Here is an 18,290-nt window from a genome sequence, read left to right as displayed (position 1 = left end):
GGGCGCGGTATTAGTAGCCATTCAGCTCGAGAACGCAATTCGGCGAAACGCCCATTTTCATACGAGCTATTGCTGCGGCGGCTCTTCATCCGCCGGGACAATCACGATCCGGCGGTTGGGCTTGGCGACGACGGGCGGCTTGCCGTCGGATTTCGTGACGGGAACGCTCGGCGGCGCCGTCAGGCGGCCCTTGACCGGCTGGCCGTTGGGGATGCCGGGGACGGTCACCCGCTTTTCGGCGGGCTTGTCCTTGCTCCCGCTTTCACCGTGCGCGCCCATCGCGCCGGGCATCATCGGCATACCGGTCATGCCCATCGGCCCCGACGGCGGCGGCATCCCACCGGTCGGGGGCATCGCCAGCGGCTTGGCCGACGCCGCGGCCGGTGTCGTCGGCGGGGATGACGAGGGCACCGGCGGCGGTCCCAGGTACCCGGTCGGGGTCGTGCCGCCACCGCCGAGGCCGCCCCCGCCGCCGCCGGAGCCGCCTCCGCCTGCACCGGCAGCGTCGAAGGGCGCCGCCTCGCCCGACATGCCCGTCAGAGCGGCCTCGGCCGCCCCGCCGCCCTTCGCCGCGCTCATCAGCGGTTGCATCGCGCTCTGCGCGGCCTGCATCGCCTGTTGCGGGAACTGGGTGAGCGGCCCCATGATGCCGCCGAGCGCGCCGGTGAACGCCCCTGCGAACCCTGACATCATCTGCGGAATCATCTGGGCGATCTGCTGGAACTGCTGCGCCGAGTCGGCCTCGTTGGCGGGGAATTTCTGGGCGGCATCGAGTGCGTGGCCCCGGCGATCGGCCTCCCCCTCCGCGCTGGCGGCTTGGTCGCCGGGCACGCCGAGATTACTGGCCGCCAGAGTTCCGGTTCCAGCGATATCAGCGGGTGCGGCCCCTCCCGGCGGCATGCCCACCGGCACTACCCCGGGCGGCGCCAACGGGTTGCTGCCCAGCAGCCCGTAGTCCTCCGGGAACATCGAGATATCTCGACCACCCGACACGATCTCTCCTCAAGCCTCCCCTGAAGGGCGTCGTAGCGTGCTACCTGCTTCGACACGCCAACCGCCCGCGGCTACGAACCGCCCTTTAGTTAGTCGCATGGTAAAACGCGCGTCGGTCGAAAGGTAGTCATCACAGCTTGGCCTCGACCGCCTGGTACCACGCCATGTGGTAGTTCGCTATGGGTTCGTGGCCCTCTACGAGTGCCTCGATGGCTGCCAGAAGCATCCAATCCGCCGCCCTCGACAGGTCGTGCGGATCCTCCTGTGTTTTCTGGTAGGCACGTTGCTGCTCGTGTTCCAACACGTCGATCTCGTTCTCGGTGACCCCTGTTCCGCGCGTCGCGGCTCGCGCCATGGTCTGGGCAATACGGGGCAAGCCGTCGCGGCGCCTCACAGCCTCGACGAGCGCCGGGCCCAGCTCATCCACCTCGGGCCCAGTACGAGCCACGCGGTCACCTGTGAGCGGGGGATCATCGGGTTCCGGTTTGGCGATGAATCCGTGGGGTTTATGCACCGCCGCGGCGGTGACGACGCCCAACAGGTCAACAACGTTGGCATCAGACCGACGGTGAGCCGGTTCCAGCAACCGATTCACGCCGACGGGGATCTTCACAATCGGCGGGATCCACCCGCCCGCGACGTCACTGACCAGAATCGTCGTGCCATCGTCACGCAGACCAGCCGCCCATGACAGGCCTAAGGCCTGGCGAGCCACCGCATCTACTAGGCGCTGGAGCCTCTGTTGTTCGGCGGCCCGGCTCGAAACGTCGCCGGCAACGGCACCGGCGGCCGCAGACAAACTCGCCCCACCAGCGGGAGTCGCAGCGCTTGCCCCGATCTGTTCGGCAGCGCCCCGCTGGACCGTAGACATCAACGGACTGCCCGCCGATGGCGAAGTCGGTGGCGACGACGATCCCGAGGGCACGACCGGTGCACCAGACACCGGGCCAACCGGCGCCGGCACCGATGGTGGAGCAATAACTGGGGGGCGCAGATCGGAGCCGTATGCGGGCAGGGGTCCGGCGGGGGAAGCCGGGGTGCCCGTCACCGGAGTCATCGGTGTTGCCACCGGCCCCCCACCGACCATCGCTGCGGTGACGGGCACTGCACCACCGGTCGACACCGGGGGCGAACTGGAACCGGTGGAGCTCGGCCCGGCGGAGGCATGGTCCACCGCAGCCAAATCGCCACCCGTAGCAGGGATAGTTGTACCGGACACAGGCGGTGTGACTGGCACTTGTGGCGGTGGCGCTGAACCCGCGCCGGTCGCGTTCATCAGCCCCTGCGACAGCTGGTTCGCGCCGGACCCTGCTGGCTGGCCTGCCATCACTCCTTGTGCGAACGAGTTGCTGAGTTGGTTCGGCGAAAGTCCGCCTAAAGTTGCGGCTGGCGAGAGGCCGCCGCTCCCAGGAAAGGGCGCCGTAACACCGGGGCCGCCTGAGATATGCCCGCCTCCACCAAAAGGAGAAATCGGAGCGCTACCGCCCCCACCTTCGAGACTTGAGCCGTGACTTCCACCGGCAGCACCCTGCAAGCCCGGCGGATCACTACTCCCTGCGAAACTGGCGCCTCCGAGTGGTCTGTCGCCACGTCCATGCAAGCCCGGCGAACCGCCGTCGCCAGAGTTACCGCCTCCGTGGGTTCCACTGCCAACACCATGGGTCCCCGGAGCGCTAGCATCCGCCATAACAGGCTTCATTGGTGCATCGACGCTTAGGCCCTGGCTCTTAAGGAACTCCTGCGCGGACATCGACACCCCCTCCTTGGTCAGGATGGTCTGCGTTGAGTCCATGATCGTGGCAACCGCGGCGCCCGACTTATGCGCGGCAAATCCATTAGCTTCGACAATCAGCTTTTCAATTTCAGCAATTTTCACGATTGCAGATTCTTTCGAATTCTCGATATTGGAGATTCGCTGGTTGTAATCGTCCGCTATCCCCCTCAGCCCCGCGCGTAAATTATCGACTGCGTCTGCCGCCCTCTCAAGTGCGTCGGCTTTCACCTTATACTTTTCCGCTAAATCAAGATGGAAATGTTCACCCTGTCGGTAGCGAGAAACCAGATCGTCGGCAGTGTACCCCTCGTTTCGAGATGCAAATTGGGTCCACTGGTTATGTAGACCTTGCGCGTACTGTTCCTGCTGCTGTTGAAGCATCCGCCAATGTTGGGCACCACCCCGAAGCGCCGATGGCGACTGCGGCCACCACGCACCGATTAGGGCCACAGTGTACTTGCCCGGTGGCAGGTCCCCCACCATTAGCGCGCCTCCTTAGGGCCCAATCCCGCCTCCCGACAAGCCTCGAGCCATCTAGCCCCCTGACCATGCTTCTACGGGAACGGTATGTTTTGCCTCCTACGGACAGATTTTCGACATGGCCACATTCGTTCGAGTTATGTCGTCGATTGTCGCTTGGTACAACGGCGACGAAGCATCGGTATCACTACTCACAGCATTGGAGGTGCGGTACGCCGAGGCAAGCGCGCGTGCGGCGTCGCGATCATCAGAATTCAGCGCCGGATTTGCCGCTGCTGCATCGAGCAGCCCCGCTCCATTAACTAGAGAGATCCTCGCCAGGGCCTTATCTGAGAAATGCGTATCCACGTTGACCGAATGCGCAGCGAGATGGTACGCGGCGCAGAGTTCCTTTTTAGCGCTCGCGATTTCGTCTTGCGTGAACGTCGGAGTAGGTGCCACGGACGGGGGAGCCTTATCCCCAACAGTGGCCGTCGACCTAGTGAGATCAATGATGCCGACAACTAGCGCGGCCACCGCAATCAAGCCGATCACGGCCAGCGCGACCGCTATGGGTCCATTCGACACAGGCCTGCTCGCTTGCACCGGCGTTGTCCACTGCGCCGGAGTCGGTGGCTGGAAATTCGTCACGTAAGTAAGGCTAATCGCCTGCATCGCGATGTCACTTCAGCCGGCACCTTCTGCGAGCTCTACGCATGCACCCAAAGCAGGTCATGTACCCGCCTCTAGGGGGGCGACGGTAGTGACTCATGGAACCTCGAGGTGGCGGCCAACGCTCGAAGTCGAACTACGGCCCGGGGGCCCCGAGCAACGTCATCGTCGAACGGCAGATGACGTTAGCTTGCCACCACGCCTGTCACGGCATACGGACCCGCGCTGCATACACACGACGGCCCCGGCCATCGCAGCCAAAAACAATGTGTTTGTTGATGTCGATGTGCTCATGACGAACACGGGCCGGGGCCAGCAAGTGGTGCTCGATATCGTCAACGACATACTTAACAAGGTTCCTGGTTGAGCAAGACGCCGCTGTTTCCCTTGCGGTTACTGTCTGGCTCGACTGCTTAGCCCGCCGCCCGATGACGGTGTCCGCCGGTACCAAGTCGTCCTAACTCAGGGTCGAACCACTCGCCCACGCCATACTCCCCGCGGTGCCGCGCAGTCATCCCGTCGTGCTGCAAAGCATCGCCGTGACCGGAGACCACATCGGACATGCTGAATAGCGACTCGGACCCGTCGTCGAAGTAGCGCAGGTGGTCGTAGACCGGATTCCAGGACGTGCCGGGCACCTCGGCCTTGAACCGGGTGGAGCCGTAGCCGTCGACGGCGGGATCATCGCCCAGCCCGCCAAAGCTCAGGCCGATGAGGCCGGGTCCGGTCACCCGAGCGGGCGACCAGGTGACCGCGTCGCCGGAGGCCGCGCCGACATACAGGTGACCGCCAGCCGGCAGGTGGAAGTCCCTAACCGAATGCGCCAGGTCGGTGCCCGGTGAGCCGACCAGCACCACGTCGTTGGCGCGCATCCCGTATGCCGTCGCCGCATCGGCGACAACGGTCGATCCGTAGGAGTGGCCGATCACCGTCGTGTGTGCCGGCGCGCCCTCGTGGGTGACGGCCAAGGCGTTGACGTCAGCGGCCAACGCCTGCGCACCGGTGCGGGCCATGTCCGGTTCGCGAAGCTCCGGCTCATACCAGCCGTCGGGGGCGTCGTAGCCGATCCACGTCACCACCGCGGTCCGCTTGCCCCACTCGGCATGGGCCGACTCCCGGTACAGGTTGACGCCGTCGGCTTGGGCCAGCGTCCCGTCGCGCACGGAGGTGCCCGCTCCCTTCACCAACACCGCGGTGTTGGCCGCGGTGTCGGGGTTCCCGACCGCGATGGCCGCGGCGCCCTGCCCGCCGAACGCCTCGGGCTGGTACTTCACAAGGAAGACGTCCGCATCGGACGCGCTGAGTCCCTCTCCGGTGCGGCAGGCGTTGGTGTAGCGGGTGATGGCCGTCGGCGTCAGCCCGTGCTTGCCGGGGTCGGCGAGGACGGCGTCGATCGACATGCCGCGCTCCGCGGTGACGTCCTCGACGCGCCGCCGGTCGTCGTACATCGCCGCCTTGTTGACGCGGCTGCGCACGACGACGGGAATGCCGTTGAGGTTGCCGAGCTCCGGCGGGTGGTCGGCGATCAGGCGGCTCTGCTGCTCGGGGCTCAGCGTCTTCCACCACCGGTTGATCCCTTCGGCGCCGGTTTCCGGCGGCGGAATCCGCAGCGGCTCTTCGGGATTCGACGGCCCCGGCGCTTCCGCGGCGTAGAGAACGGCCGGGTCGTACCCGTCGGTGCGCAACGTGGTCAGCGATCTGGCCAGGGACTGTGAGTAGCCGCTGCGCTCCGACCGGAGCCGGCCCACCGCCGCCGCGGTGTCGTCGATGGCTTGCTGCTCCAGGGCACCGACAAGCGCGTCCAGCGCGGACCGATCCCCCGTGGTGAGTCCGCCGCCGTTCTCCAGCGCCAGCGCGTCCCCAATTAGGTCGTCGACCTGTCGCAGCCGGGCCTCCAACGACGAGATCCACTGCGCACCGGCGCGTTGCGCCTCGGCCAGCGCGGCCGCGACGTTCTCCAACTCCACAGCGATCGCCGGCAGCTGCAAGGACTGGGCGCCGAGCGACGCCGTCAAGCGCCGCACTTCGGCCGCGTCGTTGATCGGGTGCTCGCCGCTCACGCGGTTCCACGACGCCTCGAAGCGCCGGCGTGCCTCATCGAAGGCGGCCCCGGACTCGGCGGTGCAACGTCCGGCCCTGCGAAACGCCTGCGCCAGTTGGGAAATCTCCGCGGGGCGGCCCGCTTGCAGGCTGTCGTTGATCGCCCACGGGTCGCCGCGGGCTTCGGCTATCAGGTGTTGACTGCTGATGTACCGGAGGTCCACCGCACCGCCCGCTCTTCTGCGGCGTTGCGCTCGTCCATGCTGGTGAACCCGTTGGCGGCGTAGTGCGCCTTGTGCCCGAGTCCGGTCAGCGTCTCCTGGTGGGCCTGCAAGTTCTTGACGTGCTGGCCGTGGGCGGTGGTCACCGCGCCGTGAAACGTCTCGGCGGCGGGAAAGCCGCCGAACATCCCCGAGGCCAGCGGCCCCTGCGCCAGCCGGTCGGCCCCGTCCTGGGCGTGCCCACCCGCTCGGTGTGACTCGTTGGCCCCCGAGTGCAGCAAGTCAGGGTCGACGAACATCGCTGCCCCCTCCCGGCTCGAAATCATGCGATCTGCTGGTAAAGCTAATAACGGCCCGGTTGGCGGTCAATTCAGTCCCGCTCGCTGCGCTCATAGGTTGCTCGCCCCGTCGGCCCGGCCGTCGCCGTCGAGGTCGGTCAGCCGGACATTCCATCTGCCGTCGCCGTCGGTGTCGACGTATCCGGTCACGCCGTTGTCGGCGGCGCACAGCACCCGGTCGGCCACCCCGTCGCCGTCGGTGTCGAGCAGGCGGTCGTCGGCGTGCCCGAGGCCGTCGAAGTCGACCAGCGGACCGCCGGTGTGCTCGACGCCGTCGAGGCCGAACCACCGCAGTTGCCCGCCGCGGTCGACGGCCACGCCCCACGTCCCCGATCCGTCGTCGGTGAAGTACGCCTCCGGGGTGCCGTCGTTGTCCACATCCAGGACGGCGTGATCGGCGATCCCGTCTCCGTCGAGATCCGCCAGCGCGTCGTCCTGCATGCCGTCGCCGTCCAGGTCCACGCCGCCGATCGCGTCCGGGCGGCCGTCGCCGTCCAGGTCGAGCGTGGGCGGGCCATGCCAGATGGCCGCTGCGCCACCGTCATTCGCGAGGCAGTAATCCATGCCTTCTCGGACGCGCCGCGGCCGCTATGCGTTCCCGCGCGAGCGCCACCACGTCAGCAGCTCGGCGGTCGCCTCCTCGGGCGTCAGCGGGCCGCGCTCCAGCCGCAGCTCCTTCAAATATCGCCACGCCTCGCCTACCTGCGGCCCCGCCGGGATCCCCAGCAGCTCCATGATGGCGTTGCCGTCCAAATCCGGGCGCACCCGCGCCAGGTCCTCCTGGGCGGCCAGCTCGGCGATGCGGGCCTCCAGCCGGTCGTAGCTGGCCTGCAGGCGCGCGGCGCGGCGCTTGTTGCGGGTGGTGCAGTCGGCGCGCACCAACTTGTGCAGCCGCTGTAGCAGCGGCCCCGCGTCGGTGACATAGCGGCGCACCGCCGAATCGGTCCACGTGCCGTCGCCGTAGCCATGGAAGCGCAGGTGCAGATACACCAGCTGCGAGACGTCGTCGACCATCTGCTTGGAGTACTTCAGCGCCCGCAGCCGCTTGCGGACCATCTTGGCGCCGACCACCTCGTGGTGGTGAAAGCTCACCCCGCCGTCGGGCTCGTGCCGCCGGGTCGTGGGCTTGCCGATGTCGTGCAGCAGCGCCGCCCAGCGCAGCACCAGATCGGGTCCCTCATCCTCCAGCGCGATCGCTTGGCGCAGCACCGTCAGCGAATGCTGGTAGACGTCCTTGTGCTGGTGGTGTTCGTCGATGGCCATCCGCATGCCCCCGACCTCGGGCAGCACCACCTCACCCATCCCCGACTCCACCAGCAGGTCGATGCCGGCCACCGGGTCGTCGCCCAGCAGCAGCTTGTCCAATTCGGCGGCCACCCGTTCGGCGCTGATCCGTGCCAGCTGCGGGGCCATCTCCTCGATCGCCGAGCGCACCCGCGGTGCGACGGTAAACCCCAGCTGCGACACGAACCGCGCGGCGCGCAGCATGCGCAGCGGGTCGTCGCCGAAGGACACCTCCGGCGCGGCCGGGGTGTCGAGCACCCGGGCGCGCAGCGCCGCCAAACCTCCTAGCGGGTCGAGGAATTCGCCCGGTCCCGTCGGCGTGACGCGCACCGCCATCGCATTGGCGGTGAAGTCGCGGCGCACCAAATCGTCGTCGAGGCGATCACCGAAACGCACCTCGGGTTTGCGCGACACCTGGTCGTAGGCGTCGGCGCGGAACGTGGTGATTTCCAGGCGGTAGTCGCCCTTGCCGACGCCGACGGTGCCGAACTGGATCCCCGTCTCCCACAGCGCGTCGGCCCAGCGGCGCACCATGTCCTGCACTTGCTCGGAGCGCGCGCCGGTGGTGAAGTCCAGGTCGGGACTCAGCCTGCCCAGCAAGGCATCCCGCACCGAGCCGCCGACGAGATACAGCTCGTGGCCCGCGGCGTCGAAGATCGCGCCGAGCTCGCGCAGCACCGGCGCGTGCTTGTTCAGGGCGACCGCGGCGGCGGTCAGCAGCTCGGCATCCTGGGCGTCAGGCACGTTCGATCAGCGTAGTCGGGCCGTCCGGCGACGATGCCGGGCATCGGAACCAGCGGCGAGCATCTCGGGAGGACCGGCCCCAGCCAGCTACTATCGCTTGGGTGTCGGACGCCGAACAAGCTAGACCACGTCGACGCCGGGGGCGGCGCCGGCGTCGTGGCGCTGGCGGCTCTGGCGGCTCTGGCGGCTCTGGCGGCGCAGCCGAGAACACCACCGACCCACAGACCAACGGCGGCGAGGCGGCCGCCACACCCCGCAAATCCCGCTCACCTCACCGCGGGCCCGAGCGGCTGCGCACCGTGCACGAAACGTCCGCGGGCGGTCTCGTCATCGACGGCATCGACGGACCCCGCGACGAACAGGTCGCGGCGCTGATCGGGCGCGTCGATCGGCGCGGGCGGATGCTGTGGTCGCTGCCCAAAGGACACATCGAAATGGGCGAGACCGCCGAGCAGACCGCGATCCGTGAGGTCGCCGAGGAGACCGGCATCCGCGGCAGCGTCCTGGCCGCGCTGGGGCGCATCGACTACTGGTTCGTCACCGACGGCCGCCGCGTGCACAAGACGGTGCACCATTATTTGATGCGCTTCTCCGGCGGGGAGCTGTCCGACGAGGACCTCGAGGTCGCCGAGGTGGCGTGGGTGCCGATCCGGGAGCTGCCCTCGCGGCTGGCCTACGCCGACGAACGCCGCCTGGCCCAGGTCGCCGACGAGCTGATCGACAAGCTGCAGAGCGACGGTCCGGCCGCGCTGCCGCCGCTGCCGCCCAGCTCGCCCCGGCGGCGCCCGCAGACCCATTCGCGCACCCGCCATTCCGACAAGCCGGTAGCGGGCCGGAAGAACGGTCACGGGCCAGGACCGTGACCGCGCCGCGACTCTGCTGGGCCGGCTTGTTGCGGCTTGCCACAGTGGTCGGCATCGTGGCCGGTTTCGCGGTCCTCGTCGGTCCCGATCCGCGCGCGGTCGCGGGCGAGCCCGCGGCAACACCCTTCGTCCGTGTTCGCATCGATCAGGTGACCCCGGACGTGGTCACCACGACGAGCCCGCCCGTAGTCACCGTCACCGGAACGGTCACCAACATCGGCGACCGCCCCGTCCGCGACGTCATGGTCCGGCTGGAGCACGCCCCCGCGGTCAACGCGTCGGCGGCCCTGCGGACCTCGCTGGATGGCGACACCGGCCAATACCAGTCGGCCGCCGACTTCCTCACGGTCGCCCCCGAACTGCAGCGCGGCCAAAGCGCCGGCTTCACCCTGTCCGCCCCGCTGCGGTCGACGACAAAGTCCTCGCTCGGAATCGAGAAGCCCGGGATCTATCCCGTCCTGGTCAACGCCAACGGGACACCCGACTACGGCGCCCCGGCCCGCCTCGACAACGCCCGGTTTCTGCTGCCCGTGATCGGCGTCCCGCCCGACCAGGGCGACGACCTGAATTCCGCCGTCGCACCCGACACCTCCAAGCCCGTGTGGATCACCATGCTCTGGCCTCTGGCCGACCGGCCGCGGCTGTCCCCCGGCGTGCCCGGCGGCGCGATCCCGGTCCGATTGGTCGACGACAACCTGGCCGCCTCACTGGCCACCGGCGGCCGGCTCGACGTCCTGCTATCCGCGGCCGAGGGCGCCACCAGCCGCGACGTCGACCCCGACGGCGCCGTCGGCCGTGCGCTGTGCCTGGCCGTCGACCCCGACCTGCTGGTCACCGTGAACGCGATGACCAGCGGGTACGTGGTGTCCGATTCGCCCGACGGCCCCGCCCAGCTCCCGGGCACCCCCACCCACCCGGGTATCGGCCAGGCCGCCGCCACCGAATGGCTGAACCGGCTGCGCGCGCTGGCCCGCCGCACCTGCGTGGCGCCCCTGCCCTACGCCCAAGCCGACCTGGACGCCCTGCAACGCGTCAACGACCCGGGCCTGAGCGCGATCGCGACCAACAACATCGGCGCGGTCGTCGACCCCATCCTGGGCGTGCCCTCCGCCCGAGGGGCCACGCTGCTGCCCGACGGCCCACTCACCGACGGCGCGGTCAACCTGCTCAGCGGTAACGACAGCACGGTCGCGATCGCCGCCGGCACCCTGTCCGCCCAGGATTCGGCCGGCGACTCCAGCGTGGACACCGCCCCCCGCCGGCTATCGCCGCAGGTGGTGGTCGCCCCGTTCGACCCTGCCGTCGGCGCGGCGCTGGCCGGCGCGGGCAACACACCCGTCGCCCCCACCTACCTGGACCCGTCGCTGAGCGTCCGGCTCTCGCACGACTCGAACGTCGCCCGGCGCCAGGACGCCCTGGGCTCTATGTTCTGGCACGCCCTGCAGCGCGACGCGGCGCCGCGCACCCAACTGCTGGTGCCGCCGGCGACGTGGAACCTGCAGGCCGACGACGCGCAGGTCCTCCTGACCGCGCTGGCCACCGCAATCCGGTCCGGTTTGGCGGTGCCGCGGCCGCTGCCGGCCGTGATCGCGGAGGCCGCCGCCCGCAACGACCCGCCGCAGCAGGCACCGGTCTCGGAGGACTCGGCGTCCGAAAGGGGCCGCTTCGGCGACGACGTGACTGCCGCCATCTCCGGTCAGGTCGCCCGACTGTGGGGCCTGACCTCGGCGCTGAGCACCGACGAGCGCACCGGGCTGACCGGCGTGCAGTACACCGCGCCGCTGCGCGAGGACATGCTGCGCGCGCTGAGCCAATCCGAGCCGCCCGACACCCGCAACGGGCTGGCCCAGCAGCACCTCGCGGTGGTCGGCAAGACGATCCACGACCTGTTCGGCGCCGTCACGATCGTCAACCCGGGTGGCTCCTACACCCTGGCCACCGAGCACAGCCCCCTGCCGCTGGCGCTGCACAACGGCCTCGCGGTGCCGATCCGGGTGCGGCTGCAGGTTGACGCGCCCCCCGGGATGGCGGTCACCGACGTCGGCCAGGTCGAGTTGCCGCCGGGATACCTGCCACTGCGGGTGCCGATCGAGGTGAACTTCACCCAGCGCGTCGCCGTCGACGTGGCGCTGCGCACCCCGGACGGCTTGCGGCTGGGCGAGCCGGTGCGGTTGTCGGTGCACTCCAACGCCTACGGCAAGGTGCTGTTCGCGATCACGCTCAGCGCCGCGGCGGTGCTGGTGCTGCTGGCCGGACGCCGGCTGTGGCACCGGTTCCGCGGCCAGCCCGACCGCGCCGACCTCGACCGTCCCGATCCACCCCATCCCCGGCCCGCCGAGCGTGACGAGATCGGCGAGCGCGTCGACCAAGAACATCACGTATGACGCCCGCCTATCGGCGCACCCCACCGGCACCGCCGCAGCCGCTGCGCCAGCCGCCGGCGACGCACCGCCGTCGCGCGGGCCCGCCGACCGGACCCCTCCCCCCGGTGCCGGAGCTGGAACGCCGCCGACCCGAACTGTCCGACGCCGCGCTTGTGTCGCGGTCGTGGGGGATGGCGTTCGCGACGCTGGTCAGCCGCCTCACCGGCTTCGCCCGCATCGTCGTGCTGGCCGCCATCCTGGGTGCCGCGCTGTCGAGTTCCTTCTCGGTGGCCAACCAGCTGCCGAACCTGGTCGCCGCGCTCGTGCTCGAGGCGACCTTCACCGCGATCTTCGTGCCGGTGCTGGCCCGCGCCGAACAAAGCGACCCCGACGGGGGCGCAGCGTTCGTGCGGCGCCTGGTGACGTTGACGACGGCGCTGCTGCTGGTCGCCACCGCGCTGTCGGTGCTGGCCGCGCCGCTGTTGGTGCGGCTGATGCTGGGCCGCGTCCCGCAGGTCAACGAGCCGCTGACGACCGCCTTCGCCTACCTGCTGCTCCCGCAGGTACTCGCCTACGGACTGACCTCGGTGTTCATGGCAATCCTGAACACCCGCAATATCTTCGGGCCGACGGCGTGGGCGCCGGTCGTCAACAACGTCGTCGCGCTGGCGACCCTGGGGGTGTACCTGGCCGTTCCCGGCGAGCTGTCGGTCGACCCGGTCCGGATGGGCAACGCCAAGCTGCTGGTGCTTGGCATCGGCACCACCCTGGGCGTGTTCGCACAGACCGCCGTGCTGCTGGTGGCGCTCAAGCGCCAGCACGTGAGCCTGCGCCCGCTGTGGGGAATCGACGAGCGCCTCAAGCGCTTCGGGGCGATGGCCGCGGCCATGGTGCTCTACGTGCTGATCAGCCAGCTCGGTCTGGTGATCGGCAACCAGATCGCCAGCACCGCGGAGGCATCCGGGCCCGCGATCTACAACTACACGTGGCTGGTCCTGATGCTGCCGTTCGGCATGATCGGCGTGACGGTGCTGACCGTGGTGATGCCGCGGCTGAGCCGCAACGCCGCCAACGAAGACACCCGGGCCGTGCTCGCCGACCTGTCGCTGGCCACCCGGCTGACGCTGATCACGCTGATCCCGATCGTGGCGTTCATGACCGTCGGCGGACCGGCGATCGGCAGCGCGCTGTTCGCCTACGGACATTTCGGCGAGGTCGACGCCGGATACCTGGGCGCGGCGATCGCGTTGTCGGCGTTCACGCTGATCCCGTACGGCCTGGTGCTGCTGCAGCTGCGCGTGTTCTACGCGCGCGAGCAACCCTGGACGCCCCTCGTGATCATCCTCGTCATCACCGCCGTCAAGATCGCCGGCTCGGTGCTGGCGCCGCATCTCACCGGCGATCCGAAACTGGTGGCCGGTTTTCTGGGCCTCGCCAACGGGATCGGATTCCTCGCCGGCGCGATCGTCGGCTACTACCTGCTGCGGCACGCGCTGCTACCCAAAGGTGGTCAACTGATCGGCGTCGACGAGCTGCGCACCATCCTGGTGACGATCGTCGCCTCGATGCTGGCCGGTTTGGTCGCCCACGTGGCCGACCGGCTGCTGGGGCTGGACCGGCTGACGGCGCACGGCGGCGCGGGCTCGCTGCTGCGCCTGGTGGTGCTCGCGGTCATCATGGTGCCGATCGCGGCCACGGTCCTGGTCCGCGCGCGGGTGCCCGAGGCGCAGGCGGCGCTGGGCGCCATCCGGCGGCGCCTTGGCAACAGGCCCGATACTGCGCAAGACGGATCGTCCCGGCACGCCAGCGTCACGTACCCTGAGCAGAGGAATTCGTCCCCGCCGGAGGTAAGTGCGGTCCAGGAGCCGATCCGGCGCAGGCCTCCGGAGCGGGTTGCCAGCGCCCGCATAGCGAAAGGACCGGAGGTGACCGACCGCCCAGTGGACAGCGCATCCGGCGTGGGGTCAGGCGCCGAACCGGCACGGCCCGTCGCTGACGACTTCCAGCCCGACATTCCGCGCGAGCCCGCGCCGCGTCAGTCGGACCGGCAGAACGGCGACCCGTCGGCCGAAAACGCCCGCGGTCCAACGCCATTCGACGCACCGCGGGAGCGGGCCGGCGATCCTGCGTCCACGGAGGCGCTGCACCTGGTTCCCGGCGCCCGCATCGCCAGCGGCCGCTATCGGCTGCTGGTCTTCCACGGCGGCGCGCCCCCCCTGCAGTTCTGGCAGGCGATGGACACCGCGCTGGACCGGCAGGTGGCACTGACTTTCGTCGACCCGGACGGGGCCCTGCCCGACGAGGTGCTGCAAGACGTCCTGTCCCGCACCTTGCGGCTCAGCCGCATCGACAAGCCCGGCGTCGCCCGGGTCCTCGACGTGGTCCGCAGCGGCGGCGGCGGCCTGGTCGTCTCGGAGTGGATCCGCGGCGGTTCCCTGCAGGAGGTGGCCGACACCTCGCCGTCGGCCATCGGCGCCGTGCGGGCGATGCAGTCGCTGGCCGCCACCGCCGACGCGGCCCACCGCGCCGGCGTCGCCCTGTCGATCGACCATCCCAACCGGGTGCGCGTCAGCATCGAGGGCGACGTCGTGCTGGCCTATCCCGCCACCATGCCCGACGCCAACCCCCAAGGCGACATCCGCGGGATCGGCGCCGTGCTGTATGCCCTGCTGGTCAATCGGTGGCCGCTGCCGCAGTCGGGGGTGCGCAGCGGGTTGGCGCCGGCCGAGCGGGATTCGACGGGAAATCCCGTCGAGCCCATGGCGGTCGACCGCGACATCCCCTTCCAGATTTCCGCGGTCGCCGTCCGCGCGGTCCAGGAAGACGGCGGAATACGCAGTGCCTCAACGCTTTTGAATCTGCTGCAGCAGGCGACGGCGGTTGCAGACCGCACCGAAATCCTCGGGCCGATCGACGATTCGCCGGCACTGCCCCCAACTGGCCGGCCGACGACCGGTCGGGAGTACGCGACCTTCGTCCGCAGGCGCCGCAACGTGCTGATCGGCGTCGGCGCCGCACTCGCCGTCATCGTGGTGGCGTTGCTGGTGTTGGCGTCGGTGGTCAGCAGCATCTTCGGCAATGTCGGTGGGGGCCTCAACAAGGACGAGCTCGGGCTGAACGGACCGTCGTCGGCGGCGTCTCCAAGTTCCGGGGCGCCCAGTTCCGCCGGCAGCGTCGTCAAGCCCACCAAGGCGTCGGTCTACTCCCCCGACGGCGAGACCGACAACCCCAGCCAGGCCGGGCAGGCCATCGACGGCGACCCCACGACCTCCTGGTCGACGGAGGTCTACACCGACGCCGTCCCGTTCCCCAGCTTCAAGCAGGGCGAAGGCCTGATGCTGCAGTTGCCGAACCCCACCGTCGTCGGCCAGGTCACCATCGACACCACGAGCAGCGGCACCAAGGTCGAAATCCGCTCGGCGTCCACACCGTCGCCGTCGAAGCTGGAGGACACCACCGTGCTGGCCCAGGCATACGCGCTCAAGCCGGGTCACAACGTGATCCCGGTCCGGGGCGGTTCGGCGACGTCGAACGTGCTGGTGTGGATTTCCACGCTGGGAACCACCAATGGCAAGAGCCAGGCCACCATTTCGGAGATCACGGTCCAAGCGGCATCCTGAGAATCCCTCACAAACCTGCGCGCCGGTGAAGTGCCGCGCGAGCACCGATTGGATACTGTCCGGCCGTGGGTCTCGGGGGAAACGGTGAAGGGCAACGCAGCGACGCCGAACTGCTGGCGGCCCATGTCGCCGGCGACCGCTACGCCTTCGGCGAGCTGTTCCACCGCCATCAACGACAGCTGCACCGGCTGGCCCGGCTGACCACGCGCACACCGGAGGACGCCGAGGACGCGATGCAGGACGCGATGCTGTCGGCGCACCGCTGCGCGGGGTCGTTCCGGCATGACGCCGCGGTCGGCAGCTGGCTGCACCGCATCGTGGTCAACGCCTGCCTCGACCGGCTGCGCCGCACCAAGGCCCACCCCACCGCCCCGCTCGAAGACGTCTACCCGGTCGCCGACCGCACCGCGCAGATCGAGACGGCGATTGCAGTGCACCGGGCCCTGATGCGCCTTCCCCTCGAGCAACGGGCGGCGGTGGTGGCCGTCGACATGCAGGGTTACTCGGTCGCGGCCACCGCCGCGCTGCTCGGCGTTGCCGAGGGCACCGTCAAGAGCCGGTGTTCCCGCGGCCGGGTCCGCCTGGCCGAGTTGCTGGGGTATTTCCGTGCCGACCGCTCCGCCGGTCCGTGCATGACGGACACTGGGGCGGATGGGTGAACCCGACGAAACCGCGGATCCGCCTTTAACGGTCGAGCTGCTCGCCGACCTGCAGGCCGGCCTGCTCGACGACGACGCCGCGGCCCGTGTGCGTCGACGGGTCCGCGACGATCCCGCGGCCCAGCAGGCTCTGCACGCGCTCAACCAGGTCCGTCGCGACGTGGCCGCGCTGGGTGCCGACACGGGCTCAGCGCCGGAGGTGCCCCCGGACGTCACCGCCCGGATCTCGGCGGCGTTGCGTTCGGCGGATCGCGACGACAAGCGCACCGGCATCGCGCACTCGGCCCGTCCGCGGATGCGCCGGGGGGGCACATTCGCCGTCGTCGCCGGTGTGGGCGCGGTCCTCGCTGCGGTCGGGGTGGGCACCGCGGCACTGATCAACGCGCCCGAGCCCACGCCCAGCGCCCCGGCCACCGCTGAGCACATCACGGTGTCCACGCCCCCGATGACGATCCCGCTCGCGCGCGCGGAGATCCTCGGCCTGCTCGGCCGCAGCCCCGATTACGGCGCGCTCGGCGACCCGTCGCGGCGCGCCTCCTGCCTCAGTGGACTCGGCTATCCGGCGTCCACGCAGGTGCTCGGCGCGCAACCCGTCGACATCAACGCCCGCCCCGGGGTGCTGCTGGTGTTGCCCGGCGACACGCCCGAGAACCTGGCGGTCTTCGCGGTGGCGCCGAATTGCAGCGCCGCCGACACCGGGCTGCTGGCCAACACGCAGGTTCCCCGGTCCTAATCTGGTGCGCAGCCGGGAACACCCGCGCCTACGCTGGCGTTCGTAGACGTAGCTTCCGTACCTGAAAGGCCCGAATGACTGCCGACACTCACGACACCATCCACGACGTCATCATCATCGGCTCCGGCCCCGCCGGGTACACCGCCGCGCTCTACACCGCCCGCGCGCAGCTGGCGCCCCTCGTCTTCGAGGGGACCTCGTTCGGTGGCGCGTTGATGACCACGACCGAGGTGGAGAACTACCCCGGTTTCCGCGACGGCATCACCGGCCCGGAGCTGATGGACGAGATGCGCGAGCAGGCGCTGCGCTTCGGCGCGGACCTGCGGATGGAAGACGTCGAGTCGGTCTCGTTGGACGGTCCGGTGAAGTCGGTCGTCACCGCCGAGGGGGAGACCCACCGGGCGCGGGCGGTCATCTTGGCCATGGGGGCGGCCGCGCGCTACCTCCAGGTTCCCGGCGAACAGGAGCTGCTGGGGCGCGGGGTGAGCTCGTGCGCCACCTGCGACGGGTTCTTCTTCCGCGACCAGGACATCGCCGTCATCGGCGGCGGCGACTCTGCGATGGAGGAGGCCCTTTTCCTGACGCGCTTCGCCAGCAGCGTCACGCTGGTGCACCGGCGCGAGGAGTTCCGGGCGTCCAAGATCATGCTCAACCGGGCTCGCAACAACGAAAAAATCAGGTTCATCACCAACGCCGTCGTGGAGGCGGTCGAGGGTGACACGACGGTGACCGGATTGCGGTTGCGCGACACCGTAACTGGTGACGAGTCGACGCTCCCGGTGACCGGTGTCTTCGTGGCAATCGGCCACGAGCCGCGATCGGCGCTGGTGCGCGAGGTCCTCGACGTGGATCCCGACGGTTACGTACTCGTCCAGGGACGCACCACCGGCACCACGCTGGGCGGCGTGTTCGCCGCGGGCGACCTCGTCGACCGCACCTACCGGCAAGCGGTCACCGCTGCGGGCAGTGGCTGCGCGGCGGCCATCGACGCCGAGCGCTGGCTGGCCGAGCACGAAGCAGACGCACCCGCGCACGGCGCACAAGCCGGAAACGCCGAAGGTACCGACACATTGATTGGAGCGCCCCGATGACCGACGCCGAAAAAGCCGGCAGCACAATAGAAGTCTCCGATGCGTCCTTCGCCACCGACGTGTTGACGAGCAATAAGCCTGTGCTGGTTGACTTTTGGGCAACATGGTGTGGGCCGTGCAAGATGGTGGCACCGGTGCTCGAGGAAATCGCCGGCGAGCGGGCCGGCCAGCTCACCGTCGCCAAGCTCGATGTGGACGCCAACCCGGAGACGGCCCGCGACTTCCAGGTCGTTTCGATCCCCACCATGATCCTGTTCAAAGACGGCCAACCGGTGAAGCGGATCGTCGGCGCCAAGGGCAAGGCCGCGTTGCTGCGCGAGCTTTCCGACGCGGTCCCCGACCTCACCTGACCGCTGCCTGACCGCTGTCTGATTCGCCGCGCCGCGCCCCGCGCTCAGCCTGGGGTTTTCCGAAAACGCAGAAGCGTCTGCGACAA

14 protein-coding genes are annotated in these 18,290 nt (G+C 69.4%); 7 read left to right on the top strand and 7 right to left on the bottom strand.

Annotation, left to right across the window (positions count from 1 at the left end; translation table 11 throughout):
• Window positions 1-66 precede the first annotated feature (66 nt).
• From AC5Y43_RS16035 to AC5Y43_RS16005, 7 genes are all read right to left on the bottom strand, one after another.
• Entirely contained in the window at window positions 67-969 is a 903-nt protein-coding gene (locus AC5Y43_RS16035; RefSeq protein WP_499974042.1) for a hypothetical protein, read from the bottom strand.
• Between the two features lie 154 nt (window positions 970-1,123).
• Window positions 1,124-1,864 carry a DUF5631 domain-containing protein gene (locus AC5Y43_RS16030; RefSeq protein WP_499973993.1) on the bottom strand — a complete coding sequence of 247 codons (741 nt, stop codon included), beginning with the start codon at window positions 1,862-1,864 and terminating at the stop codon, window positions 1,124-1,126.
• A gap of 1,482 nt (window positions 1,865-3,346) precedes the next feature.
• Complete coding sequence (locus AC5Y43_RS16025; protein WP_499973992.1) at window positions 3,347-3,877, bottom strand: hypothetical protein; 531 nt, start codon at window positions 3,875-3,877, stop codon at window positions 3,347-3,349.
• Between the two features lie 434 nt (window positions 3,878-4,311).
• Window positions 4,312-6,162, bottom strand: coding sequence for a putative alpha/beta hydrolase (locus AC5Y43_RS16020; RefSeq protein WP_499973990.1), 1,851 nt, complete (start codon window positions 6,160-6,162; stop codon window positions 4,312-4,314).
• Window positions 6,129-6,458: a DUF2563 family protein gene (locus tag AC5Y43_RS16015; RefSeq protein ID WP_499973988.1), complete on the bottom strand. Its 330-nt coding sequence runs from the start codon at window positions 6,456-6,458 to the stop codon at window positions 6,129-6,131. Before AC5Y43_RS16015 ends, AC5Y43_RS16020 begins: the two co-directional genes overlap by 34 nt.
• 90 nt (window positions 6,459-6,548) lie before the next feature.
• Entirely contained in the window at window positions 6,549-7,061 is a 513-nt protein-coding gene (locus AC5Y43_RS16010) for a pullulanase (RefSeq protein ID WP_499973986.1), read from the bottom strand.
• A 24-nt stretch (window positions 7,062-7,085) separates the two neighbouring features.
• Window positions 7,086-8,525, bottom strand: coding sequence for a CCA tRNA nucleotidyltransferase (locus AC5Y43_RS16005; protein ID WP_499973984.1), 1,440 nt, complete (start codon window positions 8,523-8,525; stop codon window positions 7,086-7,088).
• A 101-nt stretch (window positions 8,526-8,626) separates the two neighbouring features.
• Here AC5Y43_RS16005 and AC5Y43_RS16000 point away from each other — a divergent pair, with 101 nt between their 5' ends.
• From AC5Y43_RS16000 to trxA, 7 genes are all read left to right on the top strand, one after another.
• Window positions 8,627-9,388, top strand: a complete 762-nt coding sequence (locus AC5Y43_RS16000) for an NUDIX hydrolase (RefSeq protein ID WP_499973982.1) — start codon at window positions 8,627-8,629, stop codon at window positions 9,386-9,388.
• The gene (locus AC5Y43_RS15995) at window positions 9,385-11,772 is read left to right on the top strand and encodes a hypothetical protein (RefSeq protein ID WP_499973981.1); all 2,388 of its coding nucleotides are present in this window, start codon (window positions 9,385-9,387) and stop codon (window positions 11,770-11,772) included. The genes AC5Y43_RS16000 and AC5Y43_RS15995 overlap by 4 nt, the downstream gene beginning before the upstream one ends.
• Window positions 11,769-15,371, top strand: coding sequence for a lipid II flippase MurJ (locus AC5Y43_RS15990; RefSeq protein ID WP_499973979.1), 3,603 nt, complete (start codon window positions 11,769-11,771; stop codon window positions 15,369-15,371). Before AC5Y43_RS15995 ends, AC5Y43_RS15990 begins: the two co-directional genes overlap by 4 nt.
• 65 nt (window positions 15,372-15,436) lie before the next feature.
• Window positions 15,437-16,030 carry an RNA polymerase sigma factor SigM gene (gene sigM / locus AC5Y43_RS15985; protein WP_499973977.1) on the top strand — a complete coding sequence of 198 codons (594 nt, stop codon included), beginning with the start codon at window positions 15,437-15,439 and terminating at the stop codon, window positions 16,028-16,030.
• Complete coding sequence (locus tag AC5Y43_RS15980; RefSeq protein ID WP_499973975.1) at window positions 16,023-16,763, top strand: RsmA family anti-sigma factor; 741 nt, start codon at window positions 16,023-16,025, stop codon at window positions 16,761-16,763. Before sigM ends, AC5Y43_RS15980 begins: the two co-directional genes overlap by 8 nt.
• A 74-nt stretch (window positions 16,764-16,837) precedes the next feature.
• Complete coding sequence (trxB, locus tag AC5Y43_RS15975) at window positions 16,838-17,854, top strand: thioredoxin-disulfide reductase (protein ID WP_499973974.1); 1,017 nt, start codon at window positions 16,838-16,840, stop codon at window positions 17,852-17,854.
• Complete coding sequence (gene trxA, locus AC5Y43_RS15970) at window positions 17,851-18,204, top strand: thioredoxin (RefSeq protein ID WP_499973971.1); 354 nt, start codon at window positions 17,851-17,853, stop codon at window positions 18,202-18,204. The genes trxB and trxA overlap by 4 nt, the downstream gene beginning before the upstream one ends.
• Window positions 18,205-18,290 lie beyond the last annotated feature (86 nt).

This window comes from Mycobacterium sp. NGS57 (assembly GCF_059812405.1).
Note: the sequence above shows the minus strand (reverse complement) of the source record. Positions and strands in the feature narration are given on the sequence as shown.